This is a genomic window from Burkholderiales bacterium, from assembly GCA_013695435.1.
GTDB lineage: Bacteria > Pseudomonadota > Gammaproteobacteria > Burkholderiales > JACMKV01 > JACMKV01.
This window is the reverse complement of the sequence record JACDAM010000013.1, coordinates 1-17229: the sequence shown is the minus strand read 5'-3', so window position 1 is coordinate 17229 and position 17229 is coordinate 1. Positions and strand designations below refer to the sequence as shown.

The following is a 17229-nucleotide window of genomic DNA, read 5'->3' as shown; positions in this document are numbered from 1 at the left end:
TGCGACTGCTCGAGCTCGACTCCGCGCAATCGATCAGACCGCTCGCACGAGCGCTGCGCCTGGCTCACCTTAGAGCTTGTCCGTGAATAATTCAGCCCCGCGCCGGGGTCAATTTGAGCGCAGGCCGCGAAACAGGACGCGCCGTTGTGTCGGCCACAACCAGGCGGGCGCGGATACGTTGGCGGCGACCCCGCCCGTTTGCGGGTAGCGCCCGCGAGGCCTGCTCCCGCAAACGGCCGCTTTCCGGTAACGGGTCGCAGGCCTCCCTGTGACAAAGGGATGCGCTCAAATTGATCCCGGCCCGAAGGGTTGGCTGAATTATTACGGACAAGCTCTTAATCTGAATCTGCCGTCAAAGGGGAACTGTGAAGACGCTAATTCTGTTGCGCCATGGCCAAAGTGTATGGAACGAGGAAAACCGCTTTACTGGATGGACTGATGTCGATTTGACCGCCAAGGGCCGGGAGGAGGCGAAGCGGGCTGGATTGCTGTTGAAGGAGAACGGGTTCGGAATCGATATCGCGTTCAGTTCGTTTTTGAAGCGCGCCATCCGCACGCTCTGGATCATGCTCGACGAGATGGACGCGATGTGGATTCCGGTCGCGACGTCGTGGCGATTGAACGAGCGCCACTACGGCGCGCTGCAGGGGCTGAACAAGGCCGAGACGGCAGCCAAGTTCGGCGAGGATCAGGTCCTGATGTGGCGGCGCAGCTATGACACGCCGCCGCCCGCGCTTCCCGAGTTTGACCGCCGCCACTGGTCCAGCGATCCGCGTTATCGCGGCCTCGTCAAGGAACAGATACCGTTAACCGAATGCCTGAAAGATACGGTCGATCGCTTCCTGCCATACTGGAACGAAACCATCGCGCCGACCATACACAGCGGCCGCCGCGTCATCATCGTCGCCCACGGCAATTCGCTGCGGGCGCTGATCAAGCATCTCGATCAGCTTTCCAACCAGGAAGTCCTGACCACCCATATTCCGACCGGTATCCCGCTGATCTACGAGCTGGATGACAATTTGAAGCCGATACGCCATTTTTACCTCGGCGACGAAACCGAACTCAAGGCGGCCATCGCCGAGACGGCGTCGCAGGGAGAAGCGCGCTGGTAAGAGCGAAGGCGCCAGGCCGCGCAGCATGCCCGCTGTTACGCGTCTTCGCCCGCTGTGCTGCGCTCATCGGCGTTTGCCTGATTGCGCTCGGCGCCGCGTCCGCCGCGCCCAAAGACGATCTCGCCGATTTGCGGCAACGGTTGAGCGCGCTGCAAAAACAGCTTGCCGAATCCGAGCGAGATCAAGCCGACGCCTCCGGCGCCTTGCGGGCATCGGAACGCGCGATCTCGGACATCAATCGTGAACTCGCCGATCTCGCGCGGCGGAACGGCGACGCCGAAAATGAGCTGCGCGTGCTGGGGAGCGCCGCAGCGCAACTCGAGGCCGCTATCGACGAGCAGCAAATCGCCTTCGGCAAGCTGCTCGCGCAGCGCTACCGGCAGGGGCATGCGCCTCTGCTGCGTTTGCTGCTGAGTGGCGAGGATCCGAATCGGGTCGCGCGGCAACTGCATTACTACGGCTATATCGCGCGCGCCCAGGCCGGGCTGCTCGAAGAACTGCGCAGCAATCTCGAGCGTCAGCAAGATCTGGAAAGCAAGGCCGCGCAAGCACGGGCTGATCTCGCCAAAATCGAGCGTTCGCGCGTGACGCACAAACAGCAACTGGAAAAAGAGCACTTGACGCGCCGACAGGCGCTGGCGCTGATCTCGAAAGAGGTCGATGCGCAGCGCCGCGAGATCGGCGATTTGCAGCGCGACGAGGCGCGTTTGGCTGAACTGCTCGAGCGCATCGAGAAAATTATCGCGTCGCGGCCGAAAGCGCCACCGCCGCGACGCGATCAGGAGCGGGGTCAGCGCCCCCCCCGCCACGAAATCGACGCTTTCGGGCAGTTTAAGGGAAAGCTGAATTTACCGGTACAGGGGGAACTTGCGCATCGTTTCGGCAGTCCACGTCCCGGTGGTGGAACGGTCTGGAAGGGATTGTTTATTCAGGCTGATAGCGGACAGGGCGTACAGGCAATCGCGCCGGGAAGGGTGGTATTCGCCGACTGGTTGCGCGGCTTCGGCAACCTGATGATCGTCGATCACGGCGAAAACTACATGAGCCTGTACGGCAATAACGAAACCCTGTATAAGCAGGTCGGCGAAGCGGTCGCTCGCGGCGAACGATTGGCTGCAGTCGGAAACAGCGGCGGCAACACCAGTTCGGGTCTATACTTTGAAATGCGGCATCGAGGCAAGCCCTTCGATCCAATGGGTTGGCTGAATTCCAAATAGAAAGGGGTTGGCTGAATTCCAAATAGAAAGGTTTGCGGGCGCTACCGGATTCAGCCGCAATAATCTTCCGTACAGAATCTTATCCGGGTAAGTTGATCAGGAGTTTCAGTAATGCGCACCAGAATGCACCACCTTGGACTCATCGTGATCGGCGCCGTGCTCGGCGTGATGATCAGCCTGAATTTTTCCGCGGTCGCCGAGAAAGATACCGGCGTGCCGCTGCCGATCGAGGAACTGCGGGCATTCACCGAAGTTTTCGGCCGCATCAAGGCCGACTACGTCGAGCCGGTCGAAGACAAAAAGCTGATCACCGAAGCGATCAATGGCATGTTGACAGGCCTGGATCCGCATTCGTCGTATCTGGATGCCGATGCGTTCAAGGAATTGCAGGTTGGCACGCAGGGCGAATTCGGCGGACTCGGCATCGAAGTCGCCATGGAAGACGGTTTCGTCAAAGTTGTATCGCCGATCGAAGATACGCCGGCATACAAAGCCGGGCTCAAGTCCGGCGATCTGATCATCAAGCTCGACGATGTCGCCGTCAAAGGGCTGGCCTTGAACGACGCGGTCAAACGCATGCGCGGCAAGCCGAATTCGCAAATCACGCTGACGGTCGTGCGCAAGGGCGAAACCAAGCCTCTGGTATTCACCCTGACGCGCGCCATCATCAAGATTCAGAGCGTCAAATCAAAACTGCTCGAGCCGAACTATGGCTATATTCGCGTTACCCAGTTCCAGGAGCACACCGGTGAAGTGCTGGCCAAGACGATAGAGTCGATGTACCAGGAAAACGGCGCGCCGTTGAAAGGTTTTATCCTCGATTTGCGCAACGATCCGGGCGGGCTGCTGAACGGCGCGGTTGCCGTGTCGGCTGCGTTTTTGCCGAAGAACTCGTTGGTCGTTTATACCGATGGCCGCACCGAAGACGCGAAAATGAAGCTGACGGCGAATGGTGAACACTATCTGCGCGGTCCGGGGCGCGAAGACTATTTGAAGAACCTGCCGGCCGGCATCAAAAACGTGCCGATGGTGGTTCTGGTCAATGGCGGCTCGGCATCGGCTTCCGAGATCGTTGCCGGCGCGCTGCAGGATCACAAACGCGCGATCATCATGGGCACGCAGACTTTCGGCAAAGGCTCGGTGCAAACCATCCTGCCGCTCGGCAACAACACGGCTATCAAGCTGACCACGGCGCGCTATTACACGCCAAACGGCCGCTCGATTCAGGCAAAGGGCATCACGCCTGATATCGTCGTCGAAGACGCGACCGTCACCGGCGCCGAAGTCGCGCTGAAGCTGCGCGAAGCGGATTTGACGCGCCACTTAAGCAATGGCGAAGCAGAAGATCCGGCGAGCAAGAAGCTGGAAATCGAGATCATTCCGGCCAAGCCCGCGCCTGCGCCCACGCCTGCCCCCGGTAGCACGCCAAAGGAGCCGGCTCCGACGCCCGAGCCAGAAACCAAGCTGGAGCCCGGCGAGGTCGTGTCGAAGAACGACTATCAGGTCAATCAGGCGGTGAACCTGCTCAAAGGCTTGCAGGTGTTGTCGCTGAAAAACTGATCCTCATCTTTTCAGCCCGCAACGCTGCCGTGTTCGCTCACGGCAGCGTTTTTTATTGCTATCGCGTCGCGGCGATGTGCGGCATATCGAGTACAAGCCATGATCTGCGCACCGCGGCGCCAGGATAGGTCTGAACATGAATGACGAACAACTGCTGCGCTACAGCCGGCACATTCTGCTGCCGCAGATCGGCATCGAAGGACAGCAAAAGCTGCTCGCCTCGCACGCGCTGGTCATCGGCGCCGGCGGCCTGGGTTCGCCGATCGCCTTGTATCTTGCCGCCAGCGGCGTCGGCACGATTACGATCTGCGACGGCGACACTGTCGATCTGACCAATTTGCAGCGCCAGATCGTCCATCACACTGGCTCGGTCGGTACCGCCAAGGTAGAATCCGCGCTCGCGGCGCTGGCGCTGATCAATCCCGAAGTCAAAGTGATTGCGGTCAACGAGCGCCTGCCGCCGGCGCGATTCGACGATCTCGTACCGACCGCCGATGTCGTGCTCGATGCCAGCGACAACTTCCCGACTCGCCACGCCTTGAACCGCGCCTGCGTGAAATTCAGGAAACCGCTGGTTTCGGGCGCCGGCGTGCGCTTCGACGGGCAGATCACGGTGTTCGATTTGCGCGACGCTGAGAGCGCCTGCTACCACTGCCTGTTCCCGGAGACCGGCGATATCGAGGAAACGCGCTGCGCGGTGATGGGCGTGTTCGCGCCACTGGTCGGCATCATCGGTTCGGTCCAGGCAGCTGAGGCGCTCAAACTGCTGACCGGTGCCGGCGAAACCTTGAGCGGGAGGCTGCTGCTGCTCGATGCGCTGGCGATGGAATGGCGCTCGATCAGACTCGTGCGAGACCCGGCCTGCGCTGTGTGCGGGATCAATAACACAACGACTATCTCGCTGCGCTAACTCTGTTAACGCCTCTCGATGCGCCACATCATCCCCACCGCCGCTGCCAGAAACAGCAAGGTGGGTGCTGTAGCCGTGAGGATTGGCGGCCAGGCGTTCAGCAGCCCCAGGTGGCCGAACAAACGGTTCAACAAGTGAAACGCGAGCCCGAGCATGATTCCAGCAAAAATCTTGGCGCCGATGCCGCCCGCGCGACTCTGGTGATGGGCGAACGGCAGCGCCAGCACCATCATCACCAGCACTGCAAACGGATAACTGATTTTCGTCCATAGCGCGATCTCGTAGCGCGACGTGCGCTGCTTGTTTTCGCGCAGGTGTTCGACGTAGCGATACAGGTTCGATGTCGACATTTTTTCCGGCACCACGAGCAGTACGTTCAGGATTCCGGGCGTCAGCACCGAGCGCCAGTCAGCCAGCGCTATCGAATTGACCGAAACCTGCTGCGGCTCGAAATGCGTCTGCACGACATCCTGCAGCCGCCACAGATTGTCCTTCTGATAATCGCCCTGCTTCGCCGTGCTGATCGTGCGCAGCCGGTACTTCGGATCGAATTCGTAGATCTTGATATCGAGCAGCGTCGCATCGGGCAGAATGCGGGCGACGTTGACGAAGCTGGTATCGTCCTTGACCCAAAGCCCGGAGCGAAACTCCTGTGCGATCACGCTGCTGGTCGCGCGCAGCCGCACATACTGCGCGGCGCGATCGGCGGCGGGTGCTATGAATTCGCCGAAAATGAAGGTTAACGCCGCGAACAGCAGGCCGAGCTGGATCAGGATAAACGCCATCCGCGCGATCGACATGCCGGATACGCGGATCACCGTGTACTCGGAATGCTGAACGAGCTGCGCCAGCGCGAACAGCGTGCCGATCAGGGCGGCGATCGGAAACAGCTCGTAGACGCGCCCTGGGACGCTCAGTGCGACATAGGCGAGGGCGGAGCCCAGCCGATAGTTGTTCTGGCCGAGATTGTCTAGCTCGTTGATCAGGTCGAAAAAGGCGAACAGCAGCAGCAGCGCGATAAAAACGAACAACGTCGACAGCAAGATTTCTTTCGACAGATAGCGCCGCAATATCATTGCCGCAGCCCCAATCCGGTAATGCTCATCGGTGCCGGCGGAACAGCGAAGGGATCGACAAGCGCCGGTAGAACATGAGGAGCAATAGCGCGACCATTGCCGTGTGCACACCCCACAGTCCAGTCCACGGACTGATCTTTTGCTGCGCGATCCACGCCTGCGCGACGCTCAAAAAGTTGCTGTAGGTCATGAATACGAGGAGCGCCAGGATCAGGTTCAGCGAGCGGCCGGCGCGCGGATTGACAAAGCTGAGCGGAATGGCCAGAAGCGCCAGGATCAGGGCCGATATCGGCAAACCGACGCGCCAGGACAGCTCGGCAAGCGCCCGCGGGCTTTGAGCCCGCAACAGTTCGGCCGTGCTCACCGACTTCGTCGACGGCATCTCTCGGGCCGCCTCGATGTCCTCGATGCGAATCTCATAGCGCTCGAAGTTGGTGATTTTGTACTCGCGCGAACCCGGCGCGCCCTCGTAATGCCGCCCGTTCAGCAACACCAGATAGCGGTCGCCATTTGCCTGCGTCTCCTGAAAGCCTTGTGCCGCGGCGGTGGTTGCGGTTTCGCCTTTGCGCATCGAGTGAATGAAGATGTTTTCGAGCCGATTTTCGACGCTGTCGAATCTTTCGATAAAAAAAACGCGGTCCGAGTGCCGCGATTCCTTGAAAACGCCGGGCGCGACAGCCGAGACATCGTCGCGGCTTTCGAGTTGCTGCCTGAATGCCGCGCGCTTGTCGAGCGCCCACGGCGCCAGCAGCAGGCTGAGCAGCGCAATCGTGAATACCAGCGGCAGCGCGAACAGCAGCACCGGGCGTATCCACGCCAGCAGGCTCATGCCGCTCGAAAACCACACGACCATTTCCGAATCGGCGTAACTGCGCGTAATCGTCATCAGCACCGAAATGAACAGGGTTAGCGACAACAGCACCGGCAAAGCCCCGATCGCGGTGAACACCAGCAACGCCAGCACGCCGTCGGACGCTATCACGCCGCCCGCGGCCTGGCCGAGATAGCGGATCAGCTGGGTGGTGAGGGTAATTGCGAACAGCACGGAGAAAACGGCGAGCGCCAAGGCGCCAAACTCGCGCACGAGCGCGCGGCGAAAAATCATTATTTCATGGCCTTCTTTGACTTTTACGAAAAAGTCCTAGGATAATTGCATGGAATCCTTTATTCACCGCCCGTATCTGTCCTTCGACAGGCTCAGCGCCTGCCCTCGAAATAGGGGAACGAACGGAAAGGTTTGCAGAGCTTCCCCCAGGCTGCATACTTCTTTCGTGTACTCAGAAAATGAACCGCCTCCAAACCGTCTTAGAGAAGTTTCCGAACGGGAGTCTACGTGGAATTTAGCATAAAAAGCGGCAGCCCTGAGAGGCAGCGCAGCGCCTGCGTCGTTGTCGGCGTTTTCGAACCGCGCAAACTGACTTTGCCCGGCGAACTGCTCGATCGCATCTCGAACGGTTATATCGGCGATATCATCCGGCGCGGCGATATGGAGGGAAAACTCGGCGCGACGCTGCTCTTGCACAATATCCCGCAGACCCTGTCGGATCGCGTGCTGCTGGTCGGCCTTGGCCGCGAGCGCGATTTCAAGGACAAGGAATATCGGGAGGCGGTCGCGGCGGCAATCAAGACGCTGAATGAAACCGGCTCGATGGAAGCCGTGTTCTACCTGACCGAACTGGCCGTCAAAAAGCGCGATAGCGAGTGGAAAATCACGCAAGCGGTCACCACGGCGATGGAAAGCATCTACCGCTTCGACCGCATGAAAAGCAAGCAGGACGAAGTCCGCCGTCCGCTGCGCAAGCTCACGCTCAGTGTCTCCAGACGCTCGGAACTTGCTCGCGGCGAACAGGCTTTGCGTCACGGCATGGCGATCGCCAAAGGCGTCAGCCTCGCCAAGGATCTCGGCAACCTGCCGCCGAACATCTGCACGCCGTCGTACCTCGCCGAACAGGCGCAAACCCTGGCGCGCGAACACGATCTGCAAGTCGAAGTTCTCGAGCTGAAAGACATGGAAGCGCTCGGCATGGGCTCGTTCCTCTCGGTCACGCGCGGCAGCGCGCAGCCGCCAAAGCTGATCGCGCTCGAATATCGCGGCGCCGACAAGAACGAGAAACCTGTCGTTCTGGTCGGAAAGGGCATCACCTTCGATACCGGCGGTATCTCGCTGAAACCGCCCGGCGAGATGGACGAAATGAAGTACGACATGTGCGGCGCCGCCAGCGTGCTCGGCACGATTTCGGCAGTCGCGCAAATGAAGCTGCCGATCAACCTGGTCGGCATCATCCCGACCTGCGAAAACATGCCGAGCGGAACCGCAACCAAACCGGGCGACGTGGTGACTAGCATGTCCGGCCAGACCGTCGAAATCCTGAATACCGACGCGGAGGGCAGGTTGATTCTGTGCGACGCGCTGACGTATGCGGAGCGTTACGAACCGGAGACTGTCATCGATATCGCCACCTTGACGGGCGCTTGCGTGATTGCGCTCGGCCATGTCGCATCGGGGCTTTTCAGCAATGACGACACCCTGGCGCGCGAGCTATTGCATGCCGGCGACATCGCCCACGACCGCGCCTGGCAAATGCCGCTGTGGGAAGATTATCAGGAGCAGTTGAAAAGCAATTTCGCCGATATGGCGAATATCGGCGGCCGGCCCGGCGGCAGCGTCACCGCGGCCTGTTTTCTGGCGCGCTTCACGAAAAAATACCGCTGGGCGCATCTCGATATCGCCGGCACCGCTTATCGCTCGGGCGCCAAAAAAGGCTCGACCGGGCGGCCGGTTCCGCTGTTGACCAGTTTTCTGATTCAACGCGCCGAGAGCAAGCCCGGTAAAACGCGAAAAAGCGCCGCCGAAAGCGAGGCGGGGGCGGCGGCTGCCGATTAGGGGCTTCACTGATGACGCAGATCGATTTTTACACGCACGCCGAAGACAAACTGCAGACCGCGTGCACCCTCGCCGGCAAGGCGATGGCAATCGATTTGCGGGTGCTGATGCTGACCGCCGACACCGCCATGGCGGCGCGGATCGATCAATTGCTGTGGAACTATCCAGCGACCGCTTTCATCCCGCACTGCCGGTTTGGCGATCCTCTGGCCGATGTCACGCCCGTTATTATCGATCACCGTGCCGACCAGATGATGGCGAATGGGCCGCACGATGATCTCCTGGTTAATCTGTGCAGCGATTGCCCGCCGATTTTCAGTCGTTTCCAGCGCGTCATCGAAATCGTCGGGATGGATGACGACGACCGCCAACTGGCCCGCGAACGCTTCCGCTTTTATCGCGATCGCGGTTACGAAATCCGCACGCACGATATTGGAAAAATGAGCGGCAAGGGCAGCGGCGGGGACGGCGGAAACGGCGCGGTTCGGCATGAAGAATAAAACCCGCGACCCGAACGCGACGGCCGGTGGCAGAATCGATACGCGAACGGTCGATCCGCTCACGCGAAAAAGGAGCGAACGCGATACAGAGCTTGCGGAAAGCCCGGTGCCGACCTTGACCGAGGTCGTTGCTGCGCCACGCGGCGCCGACGACGCCAACGACATTCCAACACTGGGCGACACGCTACCGCCGCGCAGAATCGCCAAGCCGGCTGCGGCGGGGATAAGGAATAAGAGCCCAGGGAACAAGAGCGCCGAGGCCGAAGCCGCCGAGGGCGAAATCACCGCACAGCGCGGCTGGCAAGCGCCCAGTGCGTCGGCGCCCGCCGGGCTCGCTGCCAATGAAACGGTCGCGATCGCGACGGCGTCGCCAAACGAGGCGCCGTTGGCCGATGCGGAGCCGGGCGCGGCCTCCGCCGCTCAGCCCCCCGCTCCCGCTCTGCCCGCCGCTCAGCCCGTAATTCAAGCTGTTCTCACTAACGAGCAGATAGCTCAAATCGAGGCCGGCGTATACCAGAAACTCGCCGCCAACCTCGACGCGAAAATCACGGCCGTGCTCGGGCAGCGCTGCGTGCCGGAATTGAGCGCGGCGCTCGAAGCGTCGCTGAGCCGTTTCGCCGGCAATTTGAAGACAGAGATCAGCGATTTTTTGCGCGTCTCAGCGAGCGCCGCCGGCCGCACATCGGGCCCACTATCTCCCCCTGATTTAGCTCTTGCGCAGGAACCGATGCCCTTATCCGACGCAACGCCGCCTGCACATGTAGCAGCGGCGCCGGACGAAAAGCTTCCGGCCAACCTGTCAAAAAGCTACGAACCCGAGGCGCTCGAGCAATATTGGTATGAGCGCTGGGATGCCGCCGGCTACTTCAAGCCTAGCCCGCAAAGCACGCAGCCGGCTTACGCGATCATGCTGCCGCCGCCGAACGTGACCGGCACGCTGCATATGGGCCACGCGTTCCAGGATACCTTGATGGATTGCCTGATCCGTGCCCATCGTATGCAGGGGTACAACACGCTGTGGCAGCCGGGAACCGATCATGCCGGCATCGCCACCCAGATCGTCGTCGAACGCCAGCTCGAACAGAAGGGCATCAGCCGCAGCGACATGACGCGCGAAGCATTCGTCAAACGCGTCTGGCAATGGAAGGAAGAATCGGGCTCGACAATCAGCCGGCAAATGCGCCGCCTGGGCGCATCATGCGACTGGTCGCGCGATCGCTTTACGCTCGATTCCGGCTTGTCGCGCGCCGTCACCGAGGTGTTCGTCACGCTGTATGAGCAGGGCCTGATCTATCGCGGCAAGCGGCTGGTGAACTGGGACCCGGTGCTGCAATCGGCGATCTCCGATCTCGAAGTCACGTCCGGGGAAGAAGATGGAACGATGTGGCATATCCGCTACCCGGTCGAGAATTCAGGGCGCGATCTGGTGGTGGCGACGACGCGCCCCGAAACACTGCTGGGCGACGTCGCTGTCGCCGTGCACCCGGAAGACCGGCGCTATCGCGATCTGATCGGTCAGAAAGTCCGCTTGCCGCTCAGCAACCGCTCGATTCCGGTCATTGCCGACGAGTACGTCGATCCGGCATTCGGCACCGGCTGCGTCAAAATCACACCGGCGCACGATTTCAACGATTACCAGGTATGGCAGCGGCATAAGGACGGCGCGCTCGCCAACGCTCTGGCCGGCGGTTTGATCTGCATTTTCGACAAGCGCGCGCATATCATCAGCGCCCAGCCTGAGCCGGCTGAGGGCAGCACAGATTCAGGCGCAGCGCCCGAATCCGCGCCCGGCGTACTCGAAGCGATTCCGCAGGCCTATCGCGGCCTCGACCGCAGTGAAGCACGACGGCGCATCGTCGCCGATCTCGCACAGCGCGATCTGCTCGCCGACACCAGGCCGCACAAAATCAATGTGCCGCGCGGCGAACGCACACACGCAATCGTCGAGCCGATGCTGACCGATCAGTGGTTTCTCGCCATGCAGCAACTGGCGCAGCCGGCGCTGCTCGCGGTCTCGAACGGCGACATCAAATTCGTGCCGGATTCGTGGGCAAACACCTATAACCAGTGGCTTCTTAACATCCAGGATTGGTGCATTTCGCGCCAGCTCTGGTGGGGCCACCGGATTCCGGCTTGGTACGACGAGGACGGCAAGCTGTACGTTGCGCGCAACGTCGAGCAGGCGCGGCAGCAGGCCGGCCACCCGCATTTGCGCCAGGACGAAGACGTGCTCGATACCTGGTTCAGCTCGGCGCTATTGCCGTTCTCGACCTTGGGCTGGCCCGAAGAGACGCCGGAGCTGCGAACCTTTTTGCCGACCTCGGTGCTGGTGACAGGCTTCGACATCATCTTCTTCTGGGTCGCGCGCATGGTGATGATGAGCCTGCATTTCACCGGCAAGGTACCGTTCCGCGAAGTGTACGTGCACGGCCTGATCCGCGACGCCGAAGGGCAGAAAATGAGCAAATCGAAAGGCAATGTGCTCGATCCGCTCGACCTGATCGACGGCATTTCGCTCGACGCGCTGATCGACAAACGCACATCCAGCCTGATGAACCCGAAGCAGGCCGAGGCGATCCGCGCGACCACGCGCAAGCATTTTCCGGATGGCATAGCGGCGTTCGGCACCGATGCGCTGCGCTTCACGTTCGCCAGCCTCGCCTCAGGCGGACGCGATATCAAATTCGATCTGAACCGCTGCGAAGGCTATCGCAATTTCTGCAACAAGCTGTGGAACGCCGCGCGTTTCGTGTTGATGAATTGCGAGGGCCGCGATGTCGGGCTCGACGAAACGCTGCTGCTCGAATACACGGATGCCGACAAATGGATCATCGGTCGTCTGCAGCGCGCGGAAGGCGAGGTCGTGGCGAGCTTGAGCGAATACCGTTTCGATCTGGCGGCGCGCGCGATTTACGAATTCGTCTGGGACGAATATTGCGACTGGTATCTCGAGCTCGCCAAAGTGCAGTTGAGCCAGCAAGGTGAAGGAAGCGAGTTGATCAGCCGCACGACGCGCCGCACGCTGGTGCGCGTGCTCGAAACGACGCTGCGCCTCGCCCATCCGATCATACCGTTCATCACCGAGGAGCTATGGCAGAAGATCGCCCCGCTGGCGGGCAAGCAAGGCGCATCGATCATGCTGCAAACCTACCCGCAGCCGAACAAAAGCCGGATTTACGAGAAAGCCGGCAAGCACATCGATATGCTGAAGGATATCGTCAACGCGTGCCGCCAGTTGCGGTCGGAAATGAACATCTCGCCGGCGCAGCGCATTCCGCTGATCGCGTCCGGCGACAGCGATATGCTCAATGCATTTTCGTCCTATCTGCAGGCGCTTGCCAAATTATCCGGCGTGACAATCGTGGAAGGCGATCTGCCGCCTGCGGATGCCGCCGTTGCCATCGTCGGCGACACTCGCCTGATGCTCGAAGTCAAACGCGATCTCGCCGCTGAACGCGACCGCCTGCTGAAGGAAATCGCGCGCCTGCAAACGGAGATCGACAAAGCCGAAGCAAAGCTCGCCAACGCGGCTTTCGTTGAACGCGCGCCGGCACACGTCGTTGCGCAGGAACGCGAGCGGCTCGTCAAATTCACCGACACGCTGGAAAAAAATCAGGCGCAGCTCCATCAGCTCGGCTAATCGGAGCCTTGCTGCAGCTGCGTCGTAGCATCCCCTCCCCAAGCCCTCCCAACCAAGTGGGGAGGGAGCGCTTCAAATTACCTATGCATGATTCCCTCCACGTCGACGGGGAGGGCCAGGGTGGGTGAATGCCTGCTATGCGCGCTGCATACGCTGACCCCCATTCCGATTTCCCGCCAAGGGAAAAGAAAAACTTATCAAATTAAAGTCAGGTGATGCCAACGTCGGGCGATCCGAATGCCAAACGATTACGGCTTTTCCGTAGCTCGTATTCCGTAATTAACCCAAGTTCAGATTCAACGTTTTCTCTTAAACTCGCGCTGTCACTTGGGCTCGCGTCGCGATCTCAATACGCGATCACAAGGGAGAAAGCCATGACAATAAACCGGAACCAGCGCAAGTCAGCAATCAGGGCGGTCAGCGGAATATTCGCGACCGCCCTGATTTTTTCTACGGCCGCCTCCGCCCAGGACAAGAAACCGTCCCCGTCTGTCCCGTCGAGCTATGCGCCAGTCGTAGACAAGGAAACGTTCGAAGCCGTGAAGGCGCGCATGGAAGCAGCCAAGCCCGAGATCATGGAGCGCCAGAAAAAGCTGCTGAACGAGCGCTACGATCTGAGCGATCGTCCGGCCAAGGGCGTGACCATGAGCAAAGGCAAGGCTGTACAGGAAGGCGTGCGCGTCAAGTTGCCCAATGGCACGAGCTGGCAGCAACTCGCGGGCCTGAGCCCCGACGCGATCCGCGACAAAAATCTGTTCCCGGCCGGCTTTCTGCCGCTGTCGCATCCGAACCACGCCGAAGGCGGCATGGTGTTCCCGCAGTTTCATATCGACGAGATCAAGAAGCAGGAAGGCGAGAAGCTCAGGGACCTGACGCGCTTCGATCTCGACTTCGATCTTCCCGATCATTTGCTGCCCGAATTTCCGGCGCCGATTTTTCTGACCAGCCGACCCGATCTCGGCGACGTCAGCCAGGGCAAGCTCGTTACCACGCAGAATTACTACGAGTTGTTCAACGGCATCCTGACACCCAAGCAGCTCGACGGCGTCAGGCTGCTGGTCTCACCGCTGATGCAGCAGCAATTCAATATGACCGGTGATCGCCGCACCGATACGCCGAGCGCCGGCGTGACTTGTTTCGATTGCCATGCGAACGGACACGTCAATGGCGCGACCCACCTCGATCCGCAGACGCGCCCGCAGGAATTTCGCCGTCGCCTCGACGTTCCGACCTTGCGCGGCGTCAATATTCAGCGCCTGTTCGGCTCGCAACGCGCGCTGCGCAGCATCGAGGACTTCACCGAATTCGAGCAGCGCGGCGCCTACTTCGACGGCGACAATGTAATTGCGACCAAGAAAGGCGTGCGCATCCTTGAGCGCGGCAGCGAAGTTGCCAACATGTCCGAGTTCCAGTCGCTGCTCGACTTTCCGCCGGCGCCAAAACTCGATCCGATGACCGGTAAACTCGATGCCGCAAAAGCCAGCAAATCCGAAATGGCCGGGCAGGAATTGTTCTTCGGCAAGGCCAATTGCGGCAGTTGCCATCAGGCGCCGTTCTATACCGACAATCTGATGCACGATTTGAAGACCGAGCGTTTCTACAAGACGCAAATGGTCAATGGCAAAAAGGCGGCCGGCGATGGCCTGATCAAGACGTTTCCGCTGCGCGGCATCAAGGATTCGCCAACGTATTTGCACGACGGCCGCTTGCTGACGCTGGATGATACGGTCGAGTTTTTCAACGTCGTGCTCGGCACGAAATTGACCGACGCCGAGAAGAAAGATCTGGTCGCGTTCCTGAGAACGCTATAACGAAACGGAAGTGCAGGAAACAAAAAAACGCCGCTCTATGAGCGCAGCCTGCCTTCCCAGGGCTTACTCATCCTTGCATAAATGCTATCTGCACCTCGTCATTCCCGCGAAAGCAGGAATCCAGTGTCGTCAAGGCAAGTCGCTGGGTCCCCGCTTGCGCGAGGACGACAACATACGGGTTAGGCATTTATGAAAGCGCGTTAGTCTTTGCTAGCCTTAGTAATAACGCGATTTCATGCGCTGGCAATACGCTTCGAGGTTCGGCCGGCTGAGGGCGTAGCGCTTGAGCGGCGTATCGAGCGGCACCCAGATCAGGTTGGCTAAAAACGCGTAGGCAACGGCGTCGACCGACGTCGGCTCCGCGCCCATGACGAAAGGCCGGTCGCCGAGAAGGTCGGCGAGCGCGCCGATGTCGGCTTTGCCGATCGCATAAATCTCATCGGAAGTATGACGGCCCATGCCGTGGCCGTGGAGTTCGCGCTTCATTCCGCGCCGCGCAACTGCCGAGACTATCGTTTTCACAGGTGGCGGCAGCTTGCCGAAGAAACGCCTGCTGCGTCAGACGCCAGCCGTCAGGCTCGAACCAGCGCGAATAAACTGCCGCCCAATACAGGTTCTCCTCCATCAGCCGCTGCATGGCGAGCGCAATCGCGCGCTGCTCGGATGACAGCTTCGCGTCGAGCTTGTCACCATACGTTTTCTTCAGATATTCGATGATCAAGGTCGAATCGGCGATCGCGTGACCGTTGTCCTCGATATACGGCATCTTGCCTTTCGGCGCCTTCATGACATTCGCATTTGGCGCAATCTCGAACGGCAAACCGCTCATGCGCAGGTAAGTCTCCAGCTTCATGCAGAACGGGCTCGCGTTGGGCAAACCGAAAGCCGGCTCGAACTGATAAAGTCTGATCATTTTTTCTCCCGTTCGGTATCTGCCTGGCATCCGCGCGGCGAATACCAGAGCCACGGCCCCTTTTCTTCCGAAAACCACCGGATCCAGCCCTCGCGTAATTCCGCCTTGCTCTCCTTGCTCCGTTCCGAGCAATAGTCGGAAGGTCGCGAGACCTTGACGTGCATCCACTCGCCGCGCACTTCGTCCGGCACCAGATGATAGTCGCCGCTGACGATGCCGACGCGGCCGGACTCGACGCCGGGTGCGGCGCGCAGCACGTGCGGCGTATCAAGTCTGAAGCGCAGCGGCGCGATCCATTCCAGCAGGAACCACTTGCCCCATGGCGTGTACGTCAGCTTGATCTTGCCCGTGAGTGCGCAGGGAGGCAGCCAGGCGAACGGCTGCCCATTGCCCGGCGCCAGATAGCGGATTTTTAGCCAGCCGTCCTCCTGGCGAGCGACCACGATAAAGGTCGGCACCTCGTAGCCGGTTTCCACCATGGCCGATGAATCGAACGGCTCGACCTTGCCGTCGCGCCGCACGAGCCAGCCGTCGGCGATCCAAACAAATGGCGGCGCCCCCGGGGTCTCCGACAAAGGCAGATCGAGGCGCTGCCACCAATCCGAAGTGCCGTCGACGCCCGGCGCCAGATGAACATGGCCGATGCCGAGCGGAAACTCTTCGATTGGGGCGCCCTTGTCCCACAGGGTTTTGTAAACCAGCTTCGGCGGCGCGGCCGGCAGCGCGCGGCGCAAATCCTCGGGCACCGTGCAGATTGTAGCGCCGCTCGCAATGTTGACCGCGGCGGCCGTGAAATATGCCGCACAGATGAGCTTGCAGGTACACAGGAAAAGACGGCGGGAAAGACGCATGGCATTACCAGATACGCATGGGGACGGCAATTGGTTCCGGTTCCGCAAGGGGTGCCTTGCTCCCCGCGTCCACGCGAATTTCAGAATTCTGCCCCGAAATGATGGCGTCATATGGTTGATACTAGCCTCCAACCGCCGCCCGCGCTACGCAGGTCAGCGGTAAAGCAGAAAGGGATCGCGTTCATCCAGCCAGGCGGCTTCGTCGGGCGCCGCCAAAGCTTCGAGATCGCCGGGTTCGGCTGCCACGTCATCGACCCATTGCCGCAGCAATTCGCTGCCGTTGATCAGATCGATGGCGAGGCGATCGTGTTCGTATTCATAGGAAAAATCGCGCCACAGATCGTAATCGGGGCGCAGCTTGCGCAAGGCCTTGAACGCGAGGCTCTGCAAACGCCACGGCCGGAAGGCATCGTGATCATAGCTGCCGTCCTCGACGTGAATCTGTACGCCGGCGCACAGCTTGCCGGCGTGCTTGTGGAAGGTGGGCTCGAACCAGCATTCTCGCAGCCGGCAGCCGCGCAGCCACTGCGGCGCCAGTTTTTGCATGGTTGCGATCAGCGCGCGCGCATCGATTTCGGGCGCGCCGAACAATTCGAGCGGCCGCGTCGTGCCGCGGCCTTCGGATAGGGTTGCGCCTTCGAGCATGACAGTTCCTGCATAGCAGCGCGCCATCGAAAGGTTCGGCGCGTTCGGGCTCGGGTTGATCCAGGCGCGTTCGCCAATCGGCCAGCCGTAGCCGGGAGCGCGCGACG

General features: G+C 60.6%; 15 protein-coding genes. 8 read left to right on the top strand and 7 right to left on the bottom strand.

What is annotated here, in order from left to right:
- Positions 1-365 precede the first annotated feature (365 nt).
- Positions 366-1115 carry a 2,3-diphosphoglycerate-dependent phosphoglycerate mutase gene (gene gpmA / locus H0V78_00720; GenBank protein MBA2350347.1) on the top strand — a complete coding sequence of 250 codons (750 nt, stop codon included), beginning with the start codon at positions 366-368 and terminating at the stop codon, positions 1113-1115.
- 35 nt (positions 1116-1150) lie between these two features.
- On the opposite strand, the gene H0V78_00715 is transcribed toward gpmA, so the two are convergent.
- Positions 1151-1300, bottom strand: coding sequence for a hypothetical protein (locus tag H0V78_00715; protein ID MBA2350346.1), 150 nt, complete (start codon positions 1298-1300; stop codon positions 1151-1153).
- A gap of 18 nt (positions 1301-1318) precedes the next feature.
- Between H0V78_00715 and H0V78_00710 the strand changes: the two genes are divergently transcribed.
- From H0V78_00710 to moeB, 3 genes are all read left to right on the top strand, one after another.
- A complete protein-coding gene (locus H0V78_00710; protein ID MBA2350345.1) occupies positions 1319-2332 on the top strand; it encodes a peptidoglycan DD-metalloendopeptidase family protein in 1014 nt (337 codons plus the stop codon).
- A gap of 111 nt (positions 2333-2443) precedes the next feature.
- Positions 2444-3892: a S41 family peptidase gene (locus H0V78_00705; GenBank protein MBA2350344.1), complete on the top strand. Its 1449-nt coding sequence runs from the start codon at positions 2444-2446 to the stop codon at positions 3890-3892.
- A gap of 136 nt (positions 3893-4028) precedes the next feature.
- On the top strand, positions 4029-4802 hold the full coding sequence (gene moeB, locus H0V78_00700; protein ID MBA2350343.1) for a molybdopterin-synthase adenylyltransferase MoeB: 774 nt from the start codon (positions 4029-4031) through the stop codon (positions 4800-4802).
- Between the two features lie 5 nt (positions 4803-4807).
- Here moeB and lptG read toward each other — a convergent pair whose 3' ends face one another.
- Positions 4808-5878 carry an LPS export ABC transporter permease LptG gene (gene lptG, locus H0V78_00695; GenBank protein MBA2350342.1) on the bottom strand — a complete coding sequence of 357 codons (1071 nt, stop codon included), beginning with the start codon at positions 5876-5878 and terminating at the stop codon, positions 4808-4810.
- Between the two features lie 25 nt (positions 5879-5903).
- Positions 5904-6983 carry an LPS export ABC transporter permease LptF gene (gene lptF / locus H0V78_00690; GenBank protein MBA2350341.1) on the bottom strand — a complete coding sequence of 360 codons (1080 nt, stop codon included), beginning with the start codon at positions 6981-6983 and terminating at the stop codon, positions 5904-5906.
- A gap of 228 nt (positions 6984-7211) precedes the next feature.
- Here lptF and H0V78_00685 point away from each other — a divergent pair, with 228 nt between their 5' ends.
- From H0V78_00685 to H0V78_00670, 4 genes are all read left to right on the top strand, one after another.
- Positions 7212-8762, top strand: coding sequence for a leucyl aminopeptidase (locus H0V78_00685; GenBank protein ID MBA2350340.1), 1551 nt, complete (start codon positions 7212-7214; stop codon positions 8760-8762).
- A gap of 11 nt (positions 8763-8773) precedes the next feature.
- A complete protein-coding gene (locus H0V78_00680) occupies positions 8774-9262 on the top strand; it encodes a DNA polymerase III subunit chi (protein ID MBA2350339.1) in 489 nt (162 codons plus the stop codon).
- Positions 9263-9989: 727 nt separating this feature from the next.
- On the top strand, positions 9990-12902 hold the full coding sequence (locus H0V78_00675) for a valine--tRNA ligase (protein MBA2350338.1): 2913 nt from the start codon (positions 9990-9992) through the stop codon (positions 12900-12902).
- Between the two features lie 374 nt (positions 12903-13276).
- Positions 13277-14713, top strand: coding sequence for a cytochrome B6 (locus H0V78_00670; GenBank protein MBA2350337.1), 1437 nt, complete (start codon positions 13277-13279; stop codon positions 14711-14713).
- A 216-nt stretch (positions 14714-14929) separates the two neighbouring features.
- Here H0V78_00670 and H0V78_00665 read toward each other — a convergent pair whose 3' ends face one another.
- The 4 genes from H0V78_00665 to H0V78_00650 all read right to left on the bottom strand — a co-directional run.
- Positions 14930-15199 (bottom strand): glutathione S-transferase C-terminal domain-containing protein, encoded by a 270-nt coding sequence (locus tag H0V78_00665; GenBank protein MBA2350336.1) that lies wholly within the window; start codon positions 15197-15199, stop codon positions 14930-14932.
- The gene (locus tag H0V78_00660; protein ID MBA2350335.1) at positions 15150-15626 is read right to left on the bottom strand and encodes a glutathione S-transferase N-terminal domain-containing protein; all 477 of its coding nucleotides are present in this window, start codon (positions 15624-15626) and stop codon (positions 15150-15152) included. The genes H0V78_00665 and H0V78_00660 overlap by 50 nt, the downstream gene beginning before the upstream one ends.
- Complete coding sequence (locus tag H0V78_00655) at positions 15623-16477, bottom strand: hypothetical protein (protein ID MBA2350334.1); 855 nt, start codon at positions 16475-16477, stop codon at positions 15623-15625. The genes H0V78_00660 and H0V78_00655 overlap by 4 nt, the downstream gene beginning before the upstream one ends.
- Positions 16478-16630: 153 nt before the next feature.
- On the bottom strand, positions 16631-17229 hold a 599-nt coding region (locus tag H0V78_00650), incomplete at its 5' end, for a DUF1343 domain-containing protein (GenBank protein ID MBA2350333.1).